At 35.6% G+C, this 18,476-nt stretch carries 15 protein-coding genes; 13 read left to right on the top strand and 2 right to left on the bottom strand.

Features of this window, described 5'->3' with window-relative positions; translation table 11 throughout:
• Nucleotides 1-16: 16 nt before the first annotated feature.
• Nucleotides 17-1,282, top strand: a complete 1,266-nt coding sequence (purD, locus tag CN514_RS00520; protein ID WP_098230884.1) for a phosphoribosylamine--glycine ligase — start codon at nucleotides 17-19, stop codon at nucleotides 1,280-1,282.
• Nucleotides 1,283-1,391: 109 nt separating this feature from the next.
• On the opposite strand, the gene CN514_RS00515 is transcribed toward purD, so the two are convergent.
• Nucleotides 1,392-1,649 (bottom strand): YgaP family membrane protein, encoded by a 258-nt coding sequence (locus tag CN514_RS00515; RefSeq protein WP_069032652.1) that lies wholly within the window; start codon nucleotides 1,647-1,649, stop codon nucleotides 1,392-1,394.
• Between the two features lie 221 nt (nucleotides 1,650-1,870).
• On the opposite strand from CN514_RS00515, the gene pcrB reads away from it, so the two are divergent.
• The 9 genes from pcrB (at nucleotide 1,871) to gatB (ending at nucleotide 14,038) form a co-directional block, all read left to right on the top strand.
• Nucleotides 1,871-2,569, top strand: a complete 699-nt coding sequence (pcrB, locus tag CN514_RS00510) for a heptaprenylglyceryl phosphate synthase (RefSeq protein ID WP_098230881.1) — start codon at nucleotides 1,871-1,873, stop codon at nucleotides 2,567-2,569.
• Nucleotides 2,569-4,746, top strand: a complete 2,178-nt coding sequence (gene pcrA, locus CN514_RS00505; protein WP_098230880.1) for a DNA helicase PcrA — start codon at nucleotides 2,569-2,571, stop codon at nucleotides 4,744-4,746. Before pcrB ends, pcrA begins: the two co-directional genes overlap by 1 nt.
• Nucleotides 4,747-4,762: 16 nt before the next feature.
• Nucleotides 4,763-6,763: an NAD-dependent DNA ligase LigA gene (gene ligA, locus CN514_RS00500; protein WP_098230878.1), complete on the top strand. Its 2,001-nt coding sequence runs from the start codon at nucleotides 4,763-4,765 to the stop codon at nucleotides 6,761-6,763.
• 71 nt (nucleotides 6,764-6,834) lie between these two features.
• The gene (locus CN514_RS00495) at nucleotides 6,835-8,037 is read left to right on the top strand and encodes a CamS family sex pheromone protein (RefSeq protein WP_098230877.1); all 1,203 of its coding nucleotides are present in this window, start codon (nucleotides 6,835-6,837) and stop codon (nucleotides 8,035-8,037) included.
• 203 nt (nucleotides 8,038-8,240) lie between these two features.
• On the top strand, nucleotides 8,241-9,788 hold the full coding sequence (gene pruA / locus CN514_RS00490) for an L-glutamate gamma-semialdehyde dehydrogenase (RefSeq protein WP_098230875.1): 1,548 nt from the start codon (nucleotides 8,241-8,243) through the stop codon (nucleotides 9,786-9,788).
• A gap of 233 nt (nucleotides 9,789-10,021) precedes the next feature.
• Nucleotides 10,022-10,546: a deoxycytidylate deaminase gene (locus CN514_RS00485; protein ID WP_069032658.1), complete on the top strand. Its 525-nt coding sequence runs from the start codon at nucleotides 10,022-10,024 to the stop codon at nucleotides 10,544-10,546.
• A 287-nt stretch (nucleotides 10,547-10,833) separates the two neighbouring features.
• Nucleotides 10,834-11,124, top strand: a complete 291-nt coding sequence (gene gatC / locus CN514_RS00480) for an Asp-tRNA(Asn)/Glu-tRNA(Gln) amidotransferase subunit GatC (protein ID WP_069032659.1) — start codon at nucleotides 10,834-10,836, stop codon at nucleotides 11,122-11,124.
• Between the two features lie 13 nt (nucleotides 11,125-11,137).
• Nucleotides 11,138-12,592: an Asp-tRNA(Asn)/Glu-tRNA(Gln) amidotransferase subunit GatA gene (gatA, locus tag CN514_RS00475; RefSeq protein ID WP_069032660.1), complete on the top strand. Its 1,455-nt coding sequence runs from the start codon at nucleotides 11,138-11,140 to the stop codon at nucleotides 12,590-12,592.
• Nucleotides 12,593-12,607: 15 nt separating this feature from the next.
• Nucleotides 12,608-14,038, top strand: a complete 1,431-nt coding sequence (gene gatB / locus CN514_RS00470) for an Asp-tRNA(Asn)/Glu-tRNA(Gln) amidotransferase subunit GatB (protein ID WP_098230874.1) — start codon at nucleotides 12,608-12,610, stop codon at nucleotides 14,036-14,038.
• A gap of 59 nt (nucleotides 14,039-14,097) precedes the next feature.
• On the opposite strand, the gene CN514_RS00465 is transcribed toward gatB, so the two are convergent.
• Complete coding sequence (locus CN514_RS00465; RefSeq protein ID WP_098230872.1) at nucleotides 14,098-14,565, bottom strand: formate/nitrite transporter family protein; 468 nt, start codon at nucleotides 14,563-14,565, stop codon at nucleotides 14,098-14,100.
• 262 nt (nucleotides 14,566-14,827) lie between these two features.
• Between CN514_RS00465 and CN514_RS00460 the strand changes: the two genes are divergently transcribed.
• From CN514_RS00460 to CN514_RS00450, 3 genes are all read left to right on the top strand, one after another.
• Nucleotides 14,828-15,712: a diacylglycerol kinase gene (locus CN514_RS00460; protein ID WP_098230871.1), complete on the top strand. Its 885-nt coding sequence runs from the start codon at nucleotides 14,828-14,830 to the stop codon at nucleotides 15,710-15,712.
• Between the two features lie 109 nt (nucleotides 15,713-15,821).
• Nucleotides 15,822-17,204, top strand: coding sequence for a 23S rRNA (uracil(1939)-C(5))-methyltransferase RlmD (gene rlmD, locus CN514_RS00455; protein WP_098230869.1), 1,383 nt, complete (start codon nucleotides 15,822-15,824; stop codon nucleotides 17,202-17,204).
• Between the two features lie 204 nt (nucleotides 17,205-17,408).
• On the top strand, nucleotides 17,409-18,392 hold the full coding sequence (locus CN514_RS00450) for a tRNA dihydrouridine synthase (protein WP_098230904.1): 984 nt from the start codon (nucleotides 17,409-17,411) through the stop codon (nucleotides 18,390-18,392).
• The last annotated feature ends 84 nt before the right edge of the window (nucleotides 18,393-18,476 follow it).

Below are 18,476 nucleotides of genomic sequence, written 5' to 3'. Positions count from 1 at the left end.
ATAAGGAGATGACAAGATGAAAGTATTAGTCATTGGTCGCGGAGGCCGTGAGCATACAATTGCTTGGAAGGTAAATCAATCGGAGAATGTAACAGATGTATTTGTTGCTCCAGGAAACGATGGAATGATTGATGTTGCAACACTTGTCAATATTGATGAAAGTGACCATGAAGCACTTATTGCATTTGCCAAAAATGAAGAAATTGATTTAACAATCGTTGGTCCTGAAGTTCCTTTAATGAACGGAATTGTAAATGATTTTCGAGCTGCTAATTTAAAGATATTTGGTCCAACTAAAGAAGCAGCAATTATTGAAGGAAGTAAAAGCTTTACAAAGGATTTAATGAAAAAATACGCTATCCCAACTGCAGCTTATGAAACGTTTACTAATTTTGAAGAAGCAAAAGCATATGTTGAAAAAGTTGGTGCACCGATTGTTATTAAAGCTGATGGTTTAGCAGCTGGTAAAGGTGTAGTTGTAGCGATAACAATAGAAGAAGCAATCGTAAGCCTTCATGACATGCTACTTGATGAAAAGTACGGCGATGCAAGTGCATCTGTAGTAATTGAAGAATATTTGGAGGGCGAAGAATTCTCGCTAATGTCGTTTGTTAACGGGAATAAGGTTTATCCTATGGTAATCGCTCAAGACCATAAACGTGCTTATGATGGAGATAAAGGACCTAATACGGGTGGTATGGGTGCTTATTCGCCAGTACCACAAATCTCAGAGTCAGTTGTTGAACAATCTTTAAAAGAAATAGTAGTACCAGTCGCAGAAGCAATGATTTCTGAAGGAAGACATTTTACTGGAATACTTTATGCTGGATTAATGTTAACAAGCCAGGGACCTAAAGTAATAGAGTTTAATGCAAGATTTGGCGATCCAGAGACTGAAGTTGTATTACCTCGTTTAGAGAGTGAGTTAGCTGAAGTATTATTAGCAATACTAAATGAAGAAGAAATCAATTTAGAATGGTCAGAGGAAGCTGTTGTTGGAGTTGTGCTTGCTGCAAATGGATATCCAGAAGTTCCTGAAAAAGGCGTTGTAATATCTGGATTAAATAATGTAAGTAATGAAACAATGGTTTTCCACGCTGGTACAAAGCTTGAAAATAATGAATATGTTACAAATGGTGGACGAGTATTAATTATTGCACATAAAGGAAGCTCCATTAATGAAGCTTGCGAAAATGTATATAAACAAATTGATACGGTTCAATCAACTGGCTTATTCTATCGCCACGATATAGCGCATAAAGCAATTAAAGTAAATAATTAGTAAGAAAGGGTCGTCATTTATGATTAATGACGACCCTATTTCTTGTTAAAATAAGAACTAGTGTTCTATTTTTATCTATACAATCTACTCCATTTTTGATAAACTATTTTTATGAAGGTTGAATATAATCTTCGAATGTATCTCCCTCGTCGTGTTTATCTGCCATAATCTTACATTTCTTACCAAGAGCAGTCATTGGGCAAAAACGTAATACTCCCTCTGCAACTTTCATGGCACCGATTATGATTAAAATGATGACAGAATTACTACATCTTCTGCGTGTGAGCTTTGCTGTGCCGTAAGCTAAAATAGTTAAGCCAGCAGTTATACGTATAAGTGCATTTATAATGCTAATATTTGGTCTCAACAGTAACTCCCCTTATAATAAGTATCAGTGACTCAATCACTCTTTACCATTTTTCCCTTTAATTGTTTCAATATAATAGGAAACAATTAGTATTAATTACTTAAAATGGGGACGTAGGGTTACTTTTCCTTTTTTATAAGATACAATACATTTATATTTTTGATAAAAGTACTTAATAAAAATAGATAAATTAATGTTAAAAAACAATTCCGGAGGACAAAATGTACGATTATTCACAATGGAATCACATATTTAAATTAGATCCAAACAAAGAAATCTCTGATGATGAATTAGAAAAAATTTGTGAGTCAGGAACGGATGCAATTTTAGTTGGTGGAACGGACGATGTAACGTTAGATGCTACGATATCTCTACTAATTAGAATAAGACGCTATGCAGTACCATGTATTTTAGAGGTATCAAATCTTGAAGCCGTAACTCCAGGTTATGATTTCTATTTTATCCCGACAGTTTTAAATAGTAATGATCCAAAGTGGATTATTGGTATGCATCAACAAGCAATGAAAGAATTCGCTCATTTAGTTCATGCTGAAGAATTGGTAATGGAAGGTTATTGTATATTAAATGAAGATTGTAAGGCAGCAAAGCTGACAAGTGCAGTGACAGATCTTTCAATAGAAGATATTGTAGCTTATGCGGAAGTTTCTGAGCAATTATTAAAATTACCGATTTTTTATTTAGAATATAGCGGCATATATGGTTCACCCCAGGTGGTAGAAGAAGTCTCAAAAGTATTAAACAATACGAAATTATTCTATGGTGGGGGAATTGCTTCAGCTCAACATGCAGTTGAGATGAAGCAATTTGCTGATACGATTATTGTTGGGAACATTATATATGATAACTTACAAGAAGCTTTACAAACTGTGAAAGCTGTAAAAAAAGGAGCGACTAAGTAATGAAAACAGCAGAAGAATTATTGCAAGGTTTAAATCCAATGCAAAAAGAAGCCGTTAAAACGGTTGATGGTCCTTTATTAATTATGGCTGGAGCAGGTTCAGGTAAGACTCGAGTACTAACACATCGAATTGCGTATTTATTAGGTGAAAAAGGCGTCGCTCCTTGGAATATACTTGCGATCACATTTACAAATAAAGCAGCTAGAGAGATGCAAGAGCGTATTTTTAATCTAGTTGGAAAAGATGCAGAAGATATTTGGATTTCAACATTTCACTCAATGTGTGTACGGATCCTTCGTAGAGATATTGATCGTATTGGATTCAATAGAAGCTTTTCTATATTAGATACAACTGACCAATTAACAGTAATAAAAAATATCCTTAAAGAGAAAAACTTAGATTCAAAGAAATTTGATCCACGTAGTATTCTAGGAACTATTAGTAGTGCAAAAAATGAACTACAAACTGCTGCAGATTATTCAAGAGATGCTTTTACTCCATATGAAAAAGTTGTTGGAGAAATTTATGCATCTTATCAAGATCGACTACGTAAAAATCATTCTTTAGATTTCGATGATTTAATTATGATGACAATAAATTTGTTTGAACGCGTTCCAGAGGTACTACAATATTATCAACGAAAATTTCAATATATTCATGTGGATGAGTATCAAGATACAAACCATGCTCAATATAAAATTGTAAAATTACTTGCCGAGCAATTCAAAAATATTTGCGTTGTAGGTGATTCAGATCAATCAATTTATCGCTGGCGAGGAGCAGATATTTCTAATATTCTTTCATTCGAAAAAGATTACGAAAAAGCACAAGTTATTCTGTTAGAACAAAACTATCGTTCAACTCAAACGATTCTTGATGCAGCGAACGCAGTTATCACGAATAATTCAAATCGTAAAGCGAAAAAGCTATGGACAGAAAATGGAGAAGGTACTCCGATTCATTATTTCAGAGCTGCCTCTGAACAAGACGAAGGATATTTCGTAGCTGGTAAGCTAGCCGAGTGGAAAAAAGAAGGCGTTCGTCAATATGGCGATGTTGCAATTCTATATCGTACGAATGCACAATCACGTGCAATGGAGGAAGTTTTAGTTAAGTCTAATATTCCTTATAAAATGGTCGGCGGAGTAAAGTTCTATGATCGTAAAGAAATTAAAGATGTACTTGCTTATTTAAGATTTATTGCTAATCCAGATGACGAGATCAGTTTTTCAAGAGTTATTAATGTGCCAAAACGTGGTGTAGGTGCAGCGTCCGTAGATAAAATTATTAATTATAGCATAATGAATGACTTATCTTTATCTGATACTTTAGAGCAAATTGATTTCGTTGGATTAAGTGGGAAAATTACAAAAGCAGTTGGAGATTTTCATGCTATGACGAAAAACTGGCAACAGATGCTAGATTATTTATCAGTAACTGAACTAGTTGAAGAAGTACTTGATAAAACAGGCTATATCCAAATGTTAAAAGATGAAAATACAATTGAATCAGCTTCTAGAATCGAAAATATTGAAGAGTTTTTAACAGTTACAAATGCTTTTGAAGAAAGCAGTGAGGATAAAAGCTTAGTATCATTTTTAACTGATTTAGCATTAGTATCTGATATCGATCAAGCGGATAAAGAAGAGTCGCAAGCAGATGAGGTGATACTTATGACGCTTCACTCTGCAAAAGGATTAGAGTTTCCGGTAGTGTTTCTAATCGGTTTGGAAGAAGGTATTTTTCCACATAGCCGTTCTTTAATGGACGAAGAAGAAATGGAAGAAGAAAGACGATTAGCATATGTAGGTATAACACGTGCTGAAAAGGATTTATATATTACAAATGCTCAAACACGTACACTTTATGGGCGTACTAGTGTAAACCAAGAATCTCGCTTTATTAATGAAATTCCTGATGAGCTATTAGATCGTGCTAATAAGAAAGTAGTAACTGAGCGCCGTGCTGTATCTAGACCAGCGGTGGCAATGAAAACAACAGGTGGAGAGTCACTAGGTTGGAGAGTTGGAGATAAAGCTTCTCATGGGAAATGGGGAATTGGTACAGTTGTAAGTGTAAAAGGAGAAGGCGAAGCAATGGAGTTAGATATTGCATTCCCAAGTCCTGTTGGTATTAAGCGTTTATTAGCAAAATTTGCTCCAATTACGAAAGCATAGAAGGGATGGAGAGCTCTTGGATCAAAAAATCATTGATATAGTTGAAGAACTAAGAACAAAATTAAATCAATACAACTATGAGTATTACGTATTAGATCAGCCATCAGTGCCAGATGCCGAGTATGACTCACTATTACATGAATTAATTGGATTAGAAGAACAGTATCCAGCTATTTTAACACCGGATTCTCCATCGCAACGTATAGGTGGACAGGCAATTGATTTGTTCGAAAAAGTCGTTCATAGTCATCCAATGTTAAGCCTAGGCAATGCGTTTAATGAAGGAGATTTAAGAGATTTCGACCAAAGAATTAGACAGGATTCTGCGGGAGTATCTTATGTTTGTGAACTTAAAATAGACGGCTTAGCCGTTTCACTTCAATATGAAAATGGATTGTTTGTAAAAGGTGCTACTCGTGGTGATGGTACAGTTGGAGAAGATATTACGCATAATTTAAAGACGATTAAAGCAATTCCATTAAGACTTTCTGAGCCAATTACAATAGAAGCTCGTGGTGAAGCATTTATGCCAAAAGCTAGCTTCGAAAAGGTTAATGAATCGCGTGAAAAGAATGGGGAAGAATTATTTGCAAATCCAAGAAATGCAGCGGCTGGTTCATTACGCCAACTTGACCCGAAAATTGTTGCAAAGCGAGATTTGTCGTTCTTCGTTTATGGATTCCCTACAGCTGAGGAATTTTCAATTCAAAAGCATAGCGAAGCATTAGACTATCTTCACAAACTTGGATTTAAAACAAATACTTTCCGCAAAACATGCCATACAATTGAAGAAGTAATTGAATACGTTGAAGAATGGAAAGAAAAACGCCCATCATTGCCTTATGAGATTGATGGAATTGTCATAAAAGTGGATGAATACAGTATTCAGAAAAAGTTAGGATCAACAGCAAAAGTACCAAGATGGGCTATTGCATATAAGTTCCCAGCTGAAGAAGTAGTAACCAAATTAGTAGATATCGAATTAAGTGTTGGACGTACAGGTGTGGTAACACCAACTGCAATTTTAGAACCTGTTCGTGTTGCAGGTACAGTAGTAAAACGTGCATCGCTTCATAATGAAGATTTAATTAAAGAAAAAGACATTCGGATTGGTGACTCAGTCGTTATTCGCAAGGCTGGAGATATTATTCCTGAAGTAGTAAATGTACTATTAGATCGTCGTACTGGTAATGAAAAGCCTTTTGCAATGCCAACTCACTGCCCTTCATGTGATCATGAGCTAATAAGAGTAGCAGGTGAAGTAGCGCTACGTTGTGTAAATCCCTTCTGTCCATCTCAAATTCGTGAAGGATTAATTCATTTTGCTTCTCGTGATGCTATGAATATCGAGGGTCTAGGTGAAAGGGTAGTATCACAACTATTCGATGCAAATTTGATTAAGACATTTACAGATCTTTATCTTCTAACGAAAGAACAATTATTATCACTTGAACGATTTGGAGAAAAGTCAGCAGATAAATTAATTTCTGCAATACAAGCTTCTAAAGAAAATTCACTTGAAAAATTATTATTTGGTTTAGGTATTCGTCATGTTGGAGCTAAAGCAGCAAAAACATTAGCACAGCATTTCCAAACAATTGATCGATTGATGGAAGCATCGGTTGAGGAAATAACCGGAATTAATGAAATTGGTTCTAAAATGGCCCAGTCAATTAATGATTATTTTTCACAAGACGAAGTAAAAGAACTTATTTCAACGTTTAAAACTGTTGGAGTAAATACTGAATATAAAGGGATTCAAGTAGAAAATATTAATATGGATTCTCTTTTTGCTGGTAAAACAGTAGTATTAACTGGTAAGCTAGAACAGATGACTAGAAGTGAGGCTAAGAAGCAGTTAGAAGCACTTGGCGCAAAAGTAGCAGGAAGTGTTAGTAAGAGTACTGATCTAGTCATTGCAGGTGAGGCAGCTGGATCGAAATTAGATGATGCACGTAAATTAAATATCGAGATTTGGGATGAAGAGAGAATGATTAAAGAGCTTCAACCACAATAAAATTTCAATCAATTAGAGGACGGATTAATGATAGTAGTTCGTTCACTTAATAAGTAGAAGGTGTGAGTTAGATGAAAAAACGTATAGGAATGCTCCTATGTTGTTTTTCGCTCATCTTATCTGGCTGTTCATTATCAATAAAGAATGAAGATAAGGTTGTACAAGAGAGCAATAATAAAAAAGGGGAAGACGCAATAATACCCCGTTATTCAATTTCAAATGATTACTACAAGACAATACTTCCATTTAAACCGAGTAAAACAAGAGGTGCTGTCGTTGCAAATATCGATAATAGACTTGATATTAGTGAATTTGAATTAGGTTTAATGCGAATTGTACAAGAGCAATATTCAACAAAAGATTACCTGTATCAAGAAGGACAATTATTAAGTAAAAAAACGGTGGAATCTTGGCTAAAAAGGAAGTATACTCCTTCACAATTTAAACAAAAACAAGATGCACTTAAGAGCGCAAATTTAAAGCCAAGTTCGATTACAAATGATGGATTGAATCCAATTCAAACGGATACAAAAAATCTTTCTGAAGATCAAAAAGCTAAACAAGCTCCGATATTTTTAAATTCTATTTTAGAGCAGGATTATCTAAAAAAGGACGGAAAAGAAGTTAAAGTTGAGGGCGTAGCAATTGGTTTAGCAATGAACTCTGTTTATTATTATCAAGAGGAGCATGGCTACCCAAGAGAGCTTAAAATTCCTCAAGATGAAATGATTAAACAAGGTAAAGCGATCGCACAAGAAATTTTGACGCGAATTCGAAAAATGGACGAATTTAAAGATATTCCAATCACATTTGCTATTTTCCGTCAGCAAAGTCAGTCATCTGTAGTACCTGGAAACTATGTAGCTATGACTTCAGTGTCTGGAAATGACCTCTCAATTAGCAATTGGGATAAAATAAATGAGAAATACTATTTATTCCCTTCAGCTGCTGCAACTGCAGATTACCGAGATGATGCAATGAAAATGGTTAATTTTAAATCAGATATAGAAAATTATTTTCCGAATTATACTGGTGTTGTAGGCACCGGTTTTTATAAGGATAATGAATTAATACAACTAAAAATTGATATACCTATGCAATTTTATGGTAAGGCAGAAGTCATAGCTTTTACTCAATATGTAGCGGGACTTATGATGGACCATTTCCCTTCATACTTAAAGGTTGAGACGAATATATTCTCATCAAATGGACAGGAAGCACTGATCGTAAAAGATGTAGATGCTAAAGAACCAAGTGTGCATATTTATAACTAAAAGGAAGAGGACTACTCTTCCTTTTTTTATATATTAGGGAAGAATCTGTAAGCGTTTCATATTTGAAGAATATATAGGAATATTGTATTATGTAAATGTGAGTTTTTTTATTCAGTAGTTATACTACTAGCAATTGACTGAAAAGACTGATAGAAAAACGGTTACAGTTATTGCTATTTTCAAACTAAAGGGGGATTTATTCAATGGTTATACCTTACAAACATGAGCCATTTACAAACTTTGGCTTAGAGGAAAATCAAGAACAATACAAACAAGGATTAGCAAAAGTTTCATCTTATTTAGGTGAAAAATATCCACTAATCATTGGTGGAGAGCGTATCTTTACAGAAGAACAAATCGTATCTGTAAATCCTTCAAATCATAAAGAAGTTATTGGTACTGTATCTAAAGCAAGCCGTGACTTAGCTGAAAAAGCTATGCAAATTGCTGATACAACTTTTAATACATGGAAAAAAGTTAAACCTGAAGTTCGTGCTGACATCTTATTCCGTGCGGCTGCAATTATTCGTCGTCGTAAACACGAATTCTCAGCTTTATTAACTAAAGAAGCTGGTAAACCTTGGAATGAAGCAGATGCTGATACAGCTGAAGCAATTGATTTCTTAGAGTTCTATGCTCGTCAAATGTTACAATTAAAAGACGGAATTCCTGTTGAAAGCCGTCCAGGTGAATATAACCGTTTCAACTACATTCCATTAGGAGTTGGTGTTGTAATCTCTCCTTGGAACTTCCCATTTGCAATCATGGCTGGAACAACTGTAGCTGCTGTAGTAACAGGTAACACTGTTCTATTAAAACCAGCAAGTACAACTCCAGTAGTTGCTTACAAATTCTTAGAAGTATTAGAAGAAGCTGGATTACCTGCAGGAGTAGTAAACTTCGTACCAGGTAGTGGTGCTGAAGTAGGAGATTACTTAGTTGATCACCCACGCACTCGTTTCATCAGCTTTACTGGTTCTAAAGAAGTTGGTATCCGTATTTATGAGCGCGCTGCAAAAGTAAACCCAGGTCAAATCTGGTTAAAACGTGTTATCGCTGAGATGGGCGGTAAAGACACAATGGTAGTTGATAAAGAAGCTGATTTAGAATTAGCTGCTAAATCAATCGTTGCATCTGCATTCGGATTCTCTGGTCAAAAATGTTCAGCATGTTCTCGTGCAGTAATTCACCAAGATGTGTATGATCAAGTTCTTGCTCGTGCAATCGAATTAACAAACGAATTAACTGTTGGAAACCCAGAAGACCGTTCAACTTACATGGGTCCAGTTAATGACCAAGCTGCTTTCAATAAAGTAATGAGCTACGTACAAATCGGACGTGAAGAAGGCCGTGTAGTAACAGGTGGAGAAGGAGACGATTCTACTGGTTGGTTCATCAAACCAACAATCGTTGCTGACGTTGCTGAAGATGCTCGTTTAATGAAAGAAGAAATCTTTGGACCAGTTGTAGCATTCTGTAAAGCTAAAGACTTTGATCACGCTTTAGAAATTGCTAACAACACTGAATACGGTTTAACAGGTGCTGTTATCTCTAACAACCGTGCAAACATCGAAAAAGCACGTGAAGACTTCCACGCTGGTAACTTATACTTTAACCGTGGATGTACTGGTGCAATCGTTGGTTACCAACCATTTGGTGGATTCAACATGTCAGGTACTGACTCAAAAGCAGGCGGACCAGATTACCTAGTTCTTCACATGCAAGGTAAAACAACTTCAGAAATGCTTTAATAAATAGTAAGGCTTGTCTTTTGGACAACCTATAAAGAGGAAACCCACGAAGAAATTCTTTGTGGGTTTCTTTGTAATTTTAAATGATAGAAAAAATGTATAAACTAGCGTAATCAGAAATGGTTCACATTGTTGATGAAAACCATAACACTAAATATTTTCATGCAGAGCCCTTCCCCATATTATTATGCTATAATTTTAAATAAAGATAGTGAACAGAGAGAAGGGATACCATGCAAATTTTACAGAGAATTATTCAATTAGTAGATTCAATTCCTTTAGGAACTCGCGATGATTGGGACTCTTATTTTTTAGGACAGGCATTTATAACTTCTCTTCGTTCAACTTGCGGAAGTAGAAGGGTCGGAGCAGTTATTGTAAGTGATAATAGAATAATTGCTTCTGGGTATAATGGATATCCGAAAGGTGCTAAGCATTGTATTGATGGGGGATGTCCACGCTTTGCTGCTCGTCAAGAAGGATTATTGGATAGTGGTAAATACTCAGATCAGTATCCTTGTGATGCTTTCCATGCTGAAGAAAATGCAATTTATCAATTAGTACAATCAGGAATTCAAAAAACGAAAGGTGATAATTGGACAATCTATTGTACAACTGCACCATGTCGAGCTTGTGCGAAAATGATAAATGGAGCGGGGATTACTAGAGTTGTTTATAATGTAGGTTATCCAGATGATTATTCAATTGAGTATTTTAAAAAATATGGAATTGAACTAACAAGAATCCCTGCCGAATAAACTTTAGTCTAAATTTAAACAAACGTTTGATTAATTTTATATGTAAGAATTTTAGTACAGACTGTTTGAAAGCGAATGTCTTTCGAGTTTCATTTAACCTAATGAGGAGCAGAGTTATCCTATACGATAATGAGTTTCAGTTAGGTGAAGTAACGAAGAAAGAGAGCGTTTGGCGGACAGTCTGTAATTATTTTACTTGTATTTAAGTGGAATGTTGCCCGACACATGGGAAATTTGGTATTATCAGTATATTGTATGTTGTGCGAATAATATGGAGGTGCATATAAATGTCAAAAATTACAATGGAGCAAGTTAAGCACGTTGCTCATTTAGCGCGTTTAGCGGTGACAGAGGAAGAAGCAGAGAAGTTTTCAAAACAACTTGGAGCAATTTTAGATTTTGCTGAGCAGTTAGGTGAACTTGATACAACAAATGTGAAACCAACTACACATGTCCTAAAAATGCGTAATGTATTACGTAAAGATGAGCCAGGTAAAGGTTTACCAATTGAAGAGGTACTGAAAAATGCACCAGACCACAAAGATGGACAAGTTAAAGTACCGTCAATATTGGATTAAGGGGGGAATTAGAATGTCATTATTTGAATATACAGTTTCAGAATTACATAGCAAATTAAAATCAAAAGAGATTAAAGTAGAAGAATTAGTAAATGAATCTTATGAGCGAATTTCTGCAGTTGATGGTGAAGTAAAATCATTTTTAACCTTAAATGAAGAACAAGCGCGTCTACAAGCAAAAGCACTTGATGAAAAGCCTTGGGATGAGTCTCGTGGAATTCTTGCTGGTATGCCTATTGGTGTAAAAGATAATATCGTTACAAAAGGTCTTCGTACTACTTGTGCAAGTAAAATTCTTGAGAACTTCAATCCAATTTATGATGCGACAGTTGTTACGAAATTAGCACAAGCTGAAAGCATTACGATCGGAAAATTAAATATGGATGAATTTGCAATGGGTTCATCTAATGAAAATTCTGCGTTCGGTGGTACTCGTAATCCATGGAATACTGAATACGTACCAGGCGGAAGTAGCGGTGGTTCTGCAGCTTCAGTTGCTGCTGGAGAAGTATTATTCTCTTTAGGTTCAGATACAGGTGGATCTATCCGTCAACCAGCTTCATTCTGTGGGGTTGTTGGTTTAAAACCTACATATGGTCGTGTATCTCGTTCTGGTTTAGTAGCATTTGCTTCTTCTCTAGACCAAATTGGCCCTATAACTAGAAATGTAGAAGATAATGCATTGTTATTACAAGCAATTTCAGGATTAGATGCAAGTGACTCAACTTCAGCAAATGTAGAAGTTCCTTCATTCGCTAAGGCGTTAACAGGTGATGTAAAAGGTCTTCGTATCGCTGTACCTAAAGAATATTTAGGAGAAGGCGTTGGTGAAGAAGCTCGTGCATCTGTTATGGCTGCTTTAAATTTATTAGAAAGCTTAGGCGCTACTTGGGAAGAGGTTTCATTACCACATTCTAAATATGCACTAGCTACATATTATTTAATTTCTTCATCTGAAGCATCTGCTAACTTAGCTCGTTTCGATGGTATTCGCTACGGACATCGAGCAGCTGATGTAGAAAACTTAATTGATCTTTATAAGAAAACTAGAGCTGAAGGCTTTGGAGATGAAGTAAAACGTCGTATCATGTTAGGGACTTACGCATTAAGTTCTGGTTACTACGATGCTTACTATAAAAAAGCTCAACAAGTACGTACATTAATAAAAGAAGATTTCGAGAAAGTATTTGAAAACTATGATGTTATTATTGGACCAACTACACCAACTCCTGCATTTAAAGTAGGCGAAAAAGTAAGCGATCCAATGACAATGTACGCAAATGATATTTTAACGATTCCAATTAACTTAGCGGGTGTTCCTGCGATTTCTGTTCCTTGTGGTTTCCATAATGGTCTTCCATTAGGATTACAAATTATCGGTAAACATTTTGATGAGTCTACAATTTACAGAGTTGCCCATGCATACGAGCAAGCAACTGACTTTACAAAACAAAGACCACAACTATAAGGAGGCGCGGGAAAGATGAATTTTGAAACGATAATCGGTTTAGAAGTACACGTAGAATTAAAAACAAAATCAAAAATCTTCTCACCAAGCCCTAATGCGTTTGGTGCAGAACCAAATACAAACACTGGTGTAATTGATTTAGGTTATCCAGGTGTGTTACCAGTATTAAATGAAGAAGCTGTCAACTTTGGTATGAGGGCAGCAATGGCATTAAATTGTGAAATTGCAACTGAAACAAAGTTTGACCGTAAAAACTACTTCTACCCTGATAATCCAAAAGCTTACCAAATCTCTCAATTTGATAAGCCGATTGGTGAAAATGGATGGATTGAAATCGAAGTTGGTGGCAAAAAGAAACGTATCGGTATTACTCGTGTTCATTTAGAAGAGGATGCTGGAAAGTTAAATCATACAGATGAAGGATATTCATTAGTAGACTTTAACCGTCAAGGAACTCCATTAATTGAAATCGTTTCTGAGCCGGATATGAGAACTCCTGAAGAGGCTTATGCATATTTAGAAAAACTTAAGTCAATTATTCAATTCAGTGGGGTATCAGATGTAAAAATGGAAGAAGGCTCACTTCGTTGTGATGCTAATATTTCTTTACGTCCATTTGGACAAGAGGAATTTGGTACAAAAGCAGAATTAAAGAACTTAAACTCATTTGCTTTCGTTCAAAAAGGACTAGAGCATGAGCAAGTTCGCCAAGAAAAAGTTCTATTATCTGGCGGAGTAATCCAACAAGAAACTCGTCGTTACGATGAAGCTACAAAGACTACAATCTTAATGCGTGTAAAAGAAGGATCGGATGATTACCGTTACTTCCCAGAACCAGACTTAGTTGAACTATACATTGATGATGAGTGGAAAGAACGTGTTCGCCAAAGTATTCCGGAGCTTCCAGATGCTCGTCAAAAACGCTATGTAGAGCAATTAGGTTTACCAGCATATGATGCAATGGTATTAACTTTAACAAAAGAAATGTCTGATTTCTTCGATGAAACTGTAAACAATGGTGCAGATGCAAAATTAGCATCTAACTGGTTAATGGGTGAAGTTTCAGCGTACTTAAATAAATCACAAAAGGAACTGCATGAAGTTGCTTTAACGCCTGAAAACTTATCCAGTATGCTTAAGTTAATTACAGACGGTACAATCTCTTCTAAGATTGCGAAAAAAGTATTCACTGAGCTAATTGAAAACGGCGGAGACGCAAACGAAATTGTAAAAGCGAAAGGCTTAGTACAATTATCTGATGAAGGCGCACTTCGTAAAATCGTTATTGATACTCTTGATGCTAATCCACAATCAATTGAAGACTTTAAAAATGGTAAGGACCGAGCTATTGGTTTCCTTGTTGGTCAAATGATGAAAGCGACTAAAGGCCAAGCGAATCCACCACTATTAAATAAAATCTTAATGGAAGAAATTCAAAAAAGATAAGGTTTTCAATACAAAAAACTACGGGCTATAAGCTCCGTAGTTTTTTGCATTGTTTAGAGTCAAAATGACTCAATAATATGGTTGGCTTGTTGGTGCATACAAAAGGATATCCACTTTACTGTTGGGTCGTTATATAATCCTGTTATATGTATTAATAAAGAAAAACAACCAGCACCTAGTATATTTCCAATGTAAGATATAAGCCATAAATGTAACACCTCTGGCCATTTCATTTTTCCTCTTATGGCAGTATAGGCAAAATAAAATATGTTTCCTATAAATAGGTCAGCACCACCGTATGCAATTAGAAGAATGGCGACGGTAATTGTTATAGCAGCCATTGGGTAGGCAAATGGTGTATACGCAGCATGAAAGAAATGACCTGATTTAAATGCTACTATAACTCCGAAGCCTATAAACATACTAGCCATTATTGCTCTTAATAAAAAACGCAAAACACTTTCTCGGTAAATTTTCAACTTTTTTAGAGCAAAATACTCTACATTCACGAACGGTTTGTTTTCCATCTCATTATCAATCCTTAATTCTACTTTAATGTATTTATCATCAATATGTACTATAATGATTAAGTTGTTCAAAACGATAGAAAAATATAGCAAAGAAACGAATGTAATATAAATTTAATATAATATAATATTGCTTTCCAATATGGGTTTGAACATGCTTTAGAAAGGTAAAAATAGATAAGTAAATGGAAAAAGTTTACTACAAAAACTTTTTAGGTTAGGATATAAGTTAGAGAACTTAAATAAATAAGTAGGATGGTTAATGATGAAACGTGCAAGAATTATCTACAACCCTACTTCTGGTCGTGAAATTTTTAAGAAAAAGCTTCCCGATGTGTTGCAATTGTTTGAGCAAGCGGGTTATGAAACCTCTTGTCATGCAACAACCGGTGCAGGTGATGCGACAATCGCAGCAAGAGAAGCATGTGAACGAAAATTTGATTTAGTTGTAGCTTGCGGTGGAGATGGAACACTTAATGAAGTCATTAGTGGTATGGCAGAACAAGAATATCGACCAAAGTTAGGATTAATCCCAGTTGGGACAACAAATGATTTTGCTAGAGCAATTGGTGTGAATGTTTCAATTATGGAAGCGGCTGAAGTCATAACAAATGGGCAAACTGTCCCCCTTGATATTGGAAGAGTTGATGATAAATATTTTGTAAATATTTTAGCTGCCGGTAAAATCACAGAATTAACATATGAAGTACCTAGTAAACTAAAAACAATGTTAGGACAGCTAGCATATTATTTAAAAGGTATTGAAATGCTACCAAGAGTTAAGCCTACACGATTAAAAATTGAGTATGACGGAAAAGTATTTGATGAAGAAGCATTTTTGTTCTTATTATCGAATACAAATTCTGTTGGTGGATTTGAAAAAATTGCGCCTGATGCAAGTATTAATGATGGACAATTTGACTTATTAGTCTTAAAGAAATCAAACATAGCTGAAATCATCAGAGTATGTGCTCAGCTATTAAGTGGCCAGCATGTACAAAATGAACATGTTCTTTATACTAGAGCAAGCCATTTAAAAATTATGTCTGATGATAAACTACTATTAAATATTGATGGTGAGTATGGTGGAGAAACACCATGTACTGTCGATATGCTTTACAACCACTTAGAAATCTATGTACCATAATAAGTGAAATAGTAGTAAATACTAGAAAAAGTAACCACGGTAGTTAACGTGGTTATTTATTTTGTATAATGAAATGGTTTAATAAAAGGTTGAAAGGTAGGTAAGGGACTTGTCGAAAAGAGTGTTACCTGTAGAAAAGAATCAATTCATAGATGTTGAATTTATCGATTTAACCCATGAAGGACATGGAGTTGCAAAGGTAGATGGATATCCAATCTTTGTACCAAATGCACTTCCAGGTGAAAAAGCACAAATTAAGTTGCTAAAAACAAGCAAAGGGTTTGGATTCGGTAAAATTATTGAGTTCCAAAAAGAAAGTGATGTACGAGTAGAACCAATTTGTTCAATTTACAATCAATGTGGTGGTTGTCAAACTCAACATATGAGCTATGAAGGCCAACTTGCGGCGAAACATAAACAAGTAGTAGAAGTTGTAAAACGAATTGGGAAACTTGATGATGTAATAATCCATCCCGTGTTAGGAATGGAAAATCCATGGAGTTATCGTAACAAAGCACAAGTTCCAGTAGGGGAACTAGAAGGTGGATTAGTTGTTGGTTTCTATCAAAAGAGAAGCCATGAAATTATTCCAATGAATGAATGCTACATTCAAGGTAAAGAAAATGATGAAATGATACAAGCTGTGAAAGATCTTTGTGAAGAATTAAAAATCGAGCCATACGATGAATTTGGCCACAAAGGACTATTGCGTCATATAATGGCACGCTATGGATACTATACAAATGAATCAATGCTAGTTCTTGTTACTAATAAAGTGAACTTTGCTCAAAAAGATGAATTAATAGCTAGAATTGTTGAGAAATATCCAACAATTACAAGTATTATTCAAAACGTAAATAATGAAAAAACAAATGTGATTCTTGGAAACCAAACAATTGTATTATACGGAAGTGAAACAATCAAAGATAAAATTGGTGACATTACTTTTGAAATATCAGCTCGATCATTTTATCAAGTAAACCCTACACAAACTAAGGTTTTATATGATAAAACACTCGAGTATACAAACTTAAACGGTAGTGAAACAGTTATTGATGCATACTGTGGAATCGGTTCAATATCCTTATTTTTAGCTCAAAAGGCTAAGAAGGTTTATGGTGTAGAAATTGTACCAGAAGCGATTGAAGATGCGAAACGAAATGCAATGCTTAATGAGATGACAAATGTTGAATTTGAAGTAGGGAAAGCCGAAGAAGTGATACCTAATTGGTACAAGCAAGGAATTACAGCTGAAGTATTAGTTGTAGACCCTCCAAGAAAGGGTTGTGACGAGGCTTTACTAAATACAATCATTGATATGAAGCCAAGCAAAGTAGTTTACGTATCATGTAATCCTGCTACATTAGCAAGAGATTTACGAGTACTTGAAGACGGTGGTTATAAAACAGTAGAGATCCAGCCAGTGGATATGTTCCCACATACTAGTCACGTAGAAGCTGTCGCGAAATTAGTACTTAAGGAAGGGAACTGACACAAGTTTTTGAACCTAGTGTTATTTTAAAGTTCTTCAGTTTTTAGCAAAACCTTTATTAACTAGGATCACTGGATTGTTGTTTAATAGCGTGGAGATAATAAGTGACTAAAGGTACAAGTGTAAGCAAGGACATCTTGCTTTTTAATTTTGGGATAGGAGATTGGACTAAGAGTCCCATAATGAGAGGATTTGAAAATGGAAATGAAAGATAATTTTTGGCGTGATTTACCGCGACCATTTTTTATACTAGCACCAATGGAAGAAGTGACGGATGTTGTATTTCGCCATGTTGTAAGTGAAGCAGCCAGACCAGATGTGTTTTTCACAGAGTTTACAAACAGTGAAAGTTATTGTCACCCAGAAGGAAACAAAAGTGTGCGTGGGCGTTTGGCTTTTACAGAGGATGAACAGCCGATGGTAGCTCATATATGGGGTGATAAGCCTGAATTCTTCCGACAAATGAGTATTGGTATGGCGGAACTTGGGTTTAAAGGTGTGGATATCAATATGGGCTGTCCTGTACCTAATGTGGCAGGGCACGGAAAGGGAAGCGGCCTGATTCGCCGTCCAGACGTCGCAGCAGAATTAATACAAGCAGCAAAAGCAGGAGGATTACCTGTAAGTGTGAAGACAAGGCTTGGCTTCTCTGAGGTAGACGAATGGCGTGATTGGTTAACTCACATTTTGAAACAAGACATTGCCAATCTGTCGATCCATCTTCGTACAAGAGATGAAATGAGCAAAGTGGATGCACATTGGGAACTAATACCGGAGATAAAGAAACTTCGCGACGAAGTGGCACCAGATACACTCTTAACGATCAATGGGGATATCCCAAACCGTCAAGTTGGCTTAAAGCTCGCTCATCAATACGGTATTGATGGGATTATGATTGGGCGTGGTATTTTCCATAATCCATTTGCTTTTGAAATGGAGCCGACAGAACATAGCAGTAAGGAACTACTTGATCTCTTAAGATTGCATATGGATCTCCATGATAAATATTCATATTTAGAGCTGCGTTCGTTCAAGGCTCTTCATCGCTTTTTTAAGATATATGTTCGTGGGTTTAGAGGGGCAAGTGAATTAAGAAATCAATTAATGAGTACATCATCAACAGATGAAGTACGTGCAATGCTCGACAACTTTGAGTCAAAGAATCTTGATGGAATATTGGAACTGTAAAAGTGTCAGCCTTTGTGTTGTCTATTACAGTCTGCACAGATAAATACAGATAAAAAGTACTCTTTAGAGTAGACACTTAAAAGT

The sequence above is a fragment of the Bacillus sp. AFS001701 genome (genome assembly GCF_002559405.1).
GTDB lineage: Bacteria > Bacillota > Bacilli > Bacillales > Bacillaceae_G > Gottfriedia.
The sequence above is the reverse complement of the archived record's forward strand: the minus strand, read 5'-3'. Positions and strand labels throughout refer to the sequence as shown.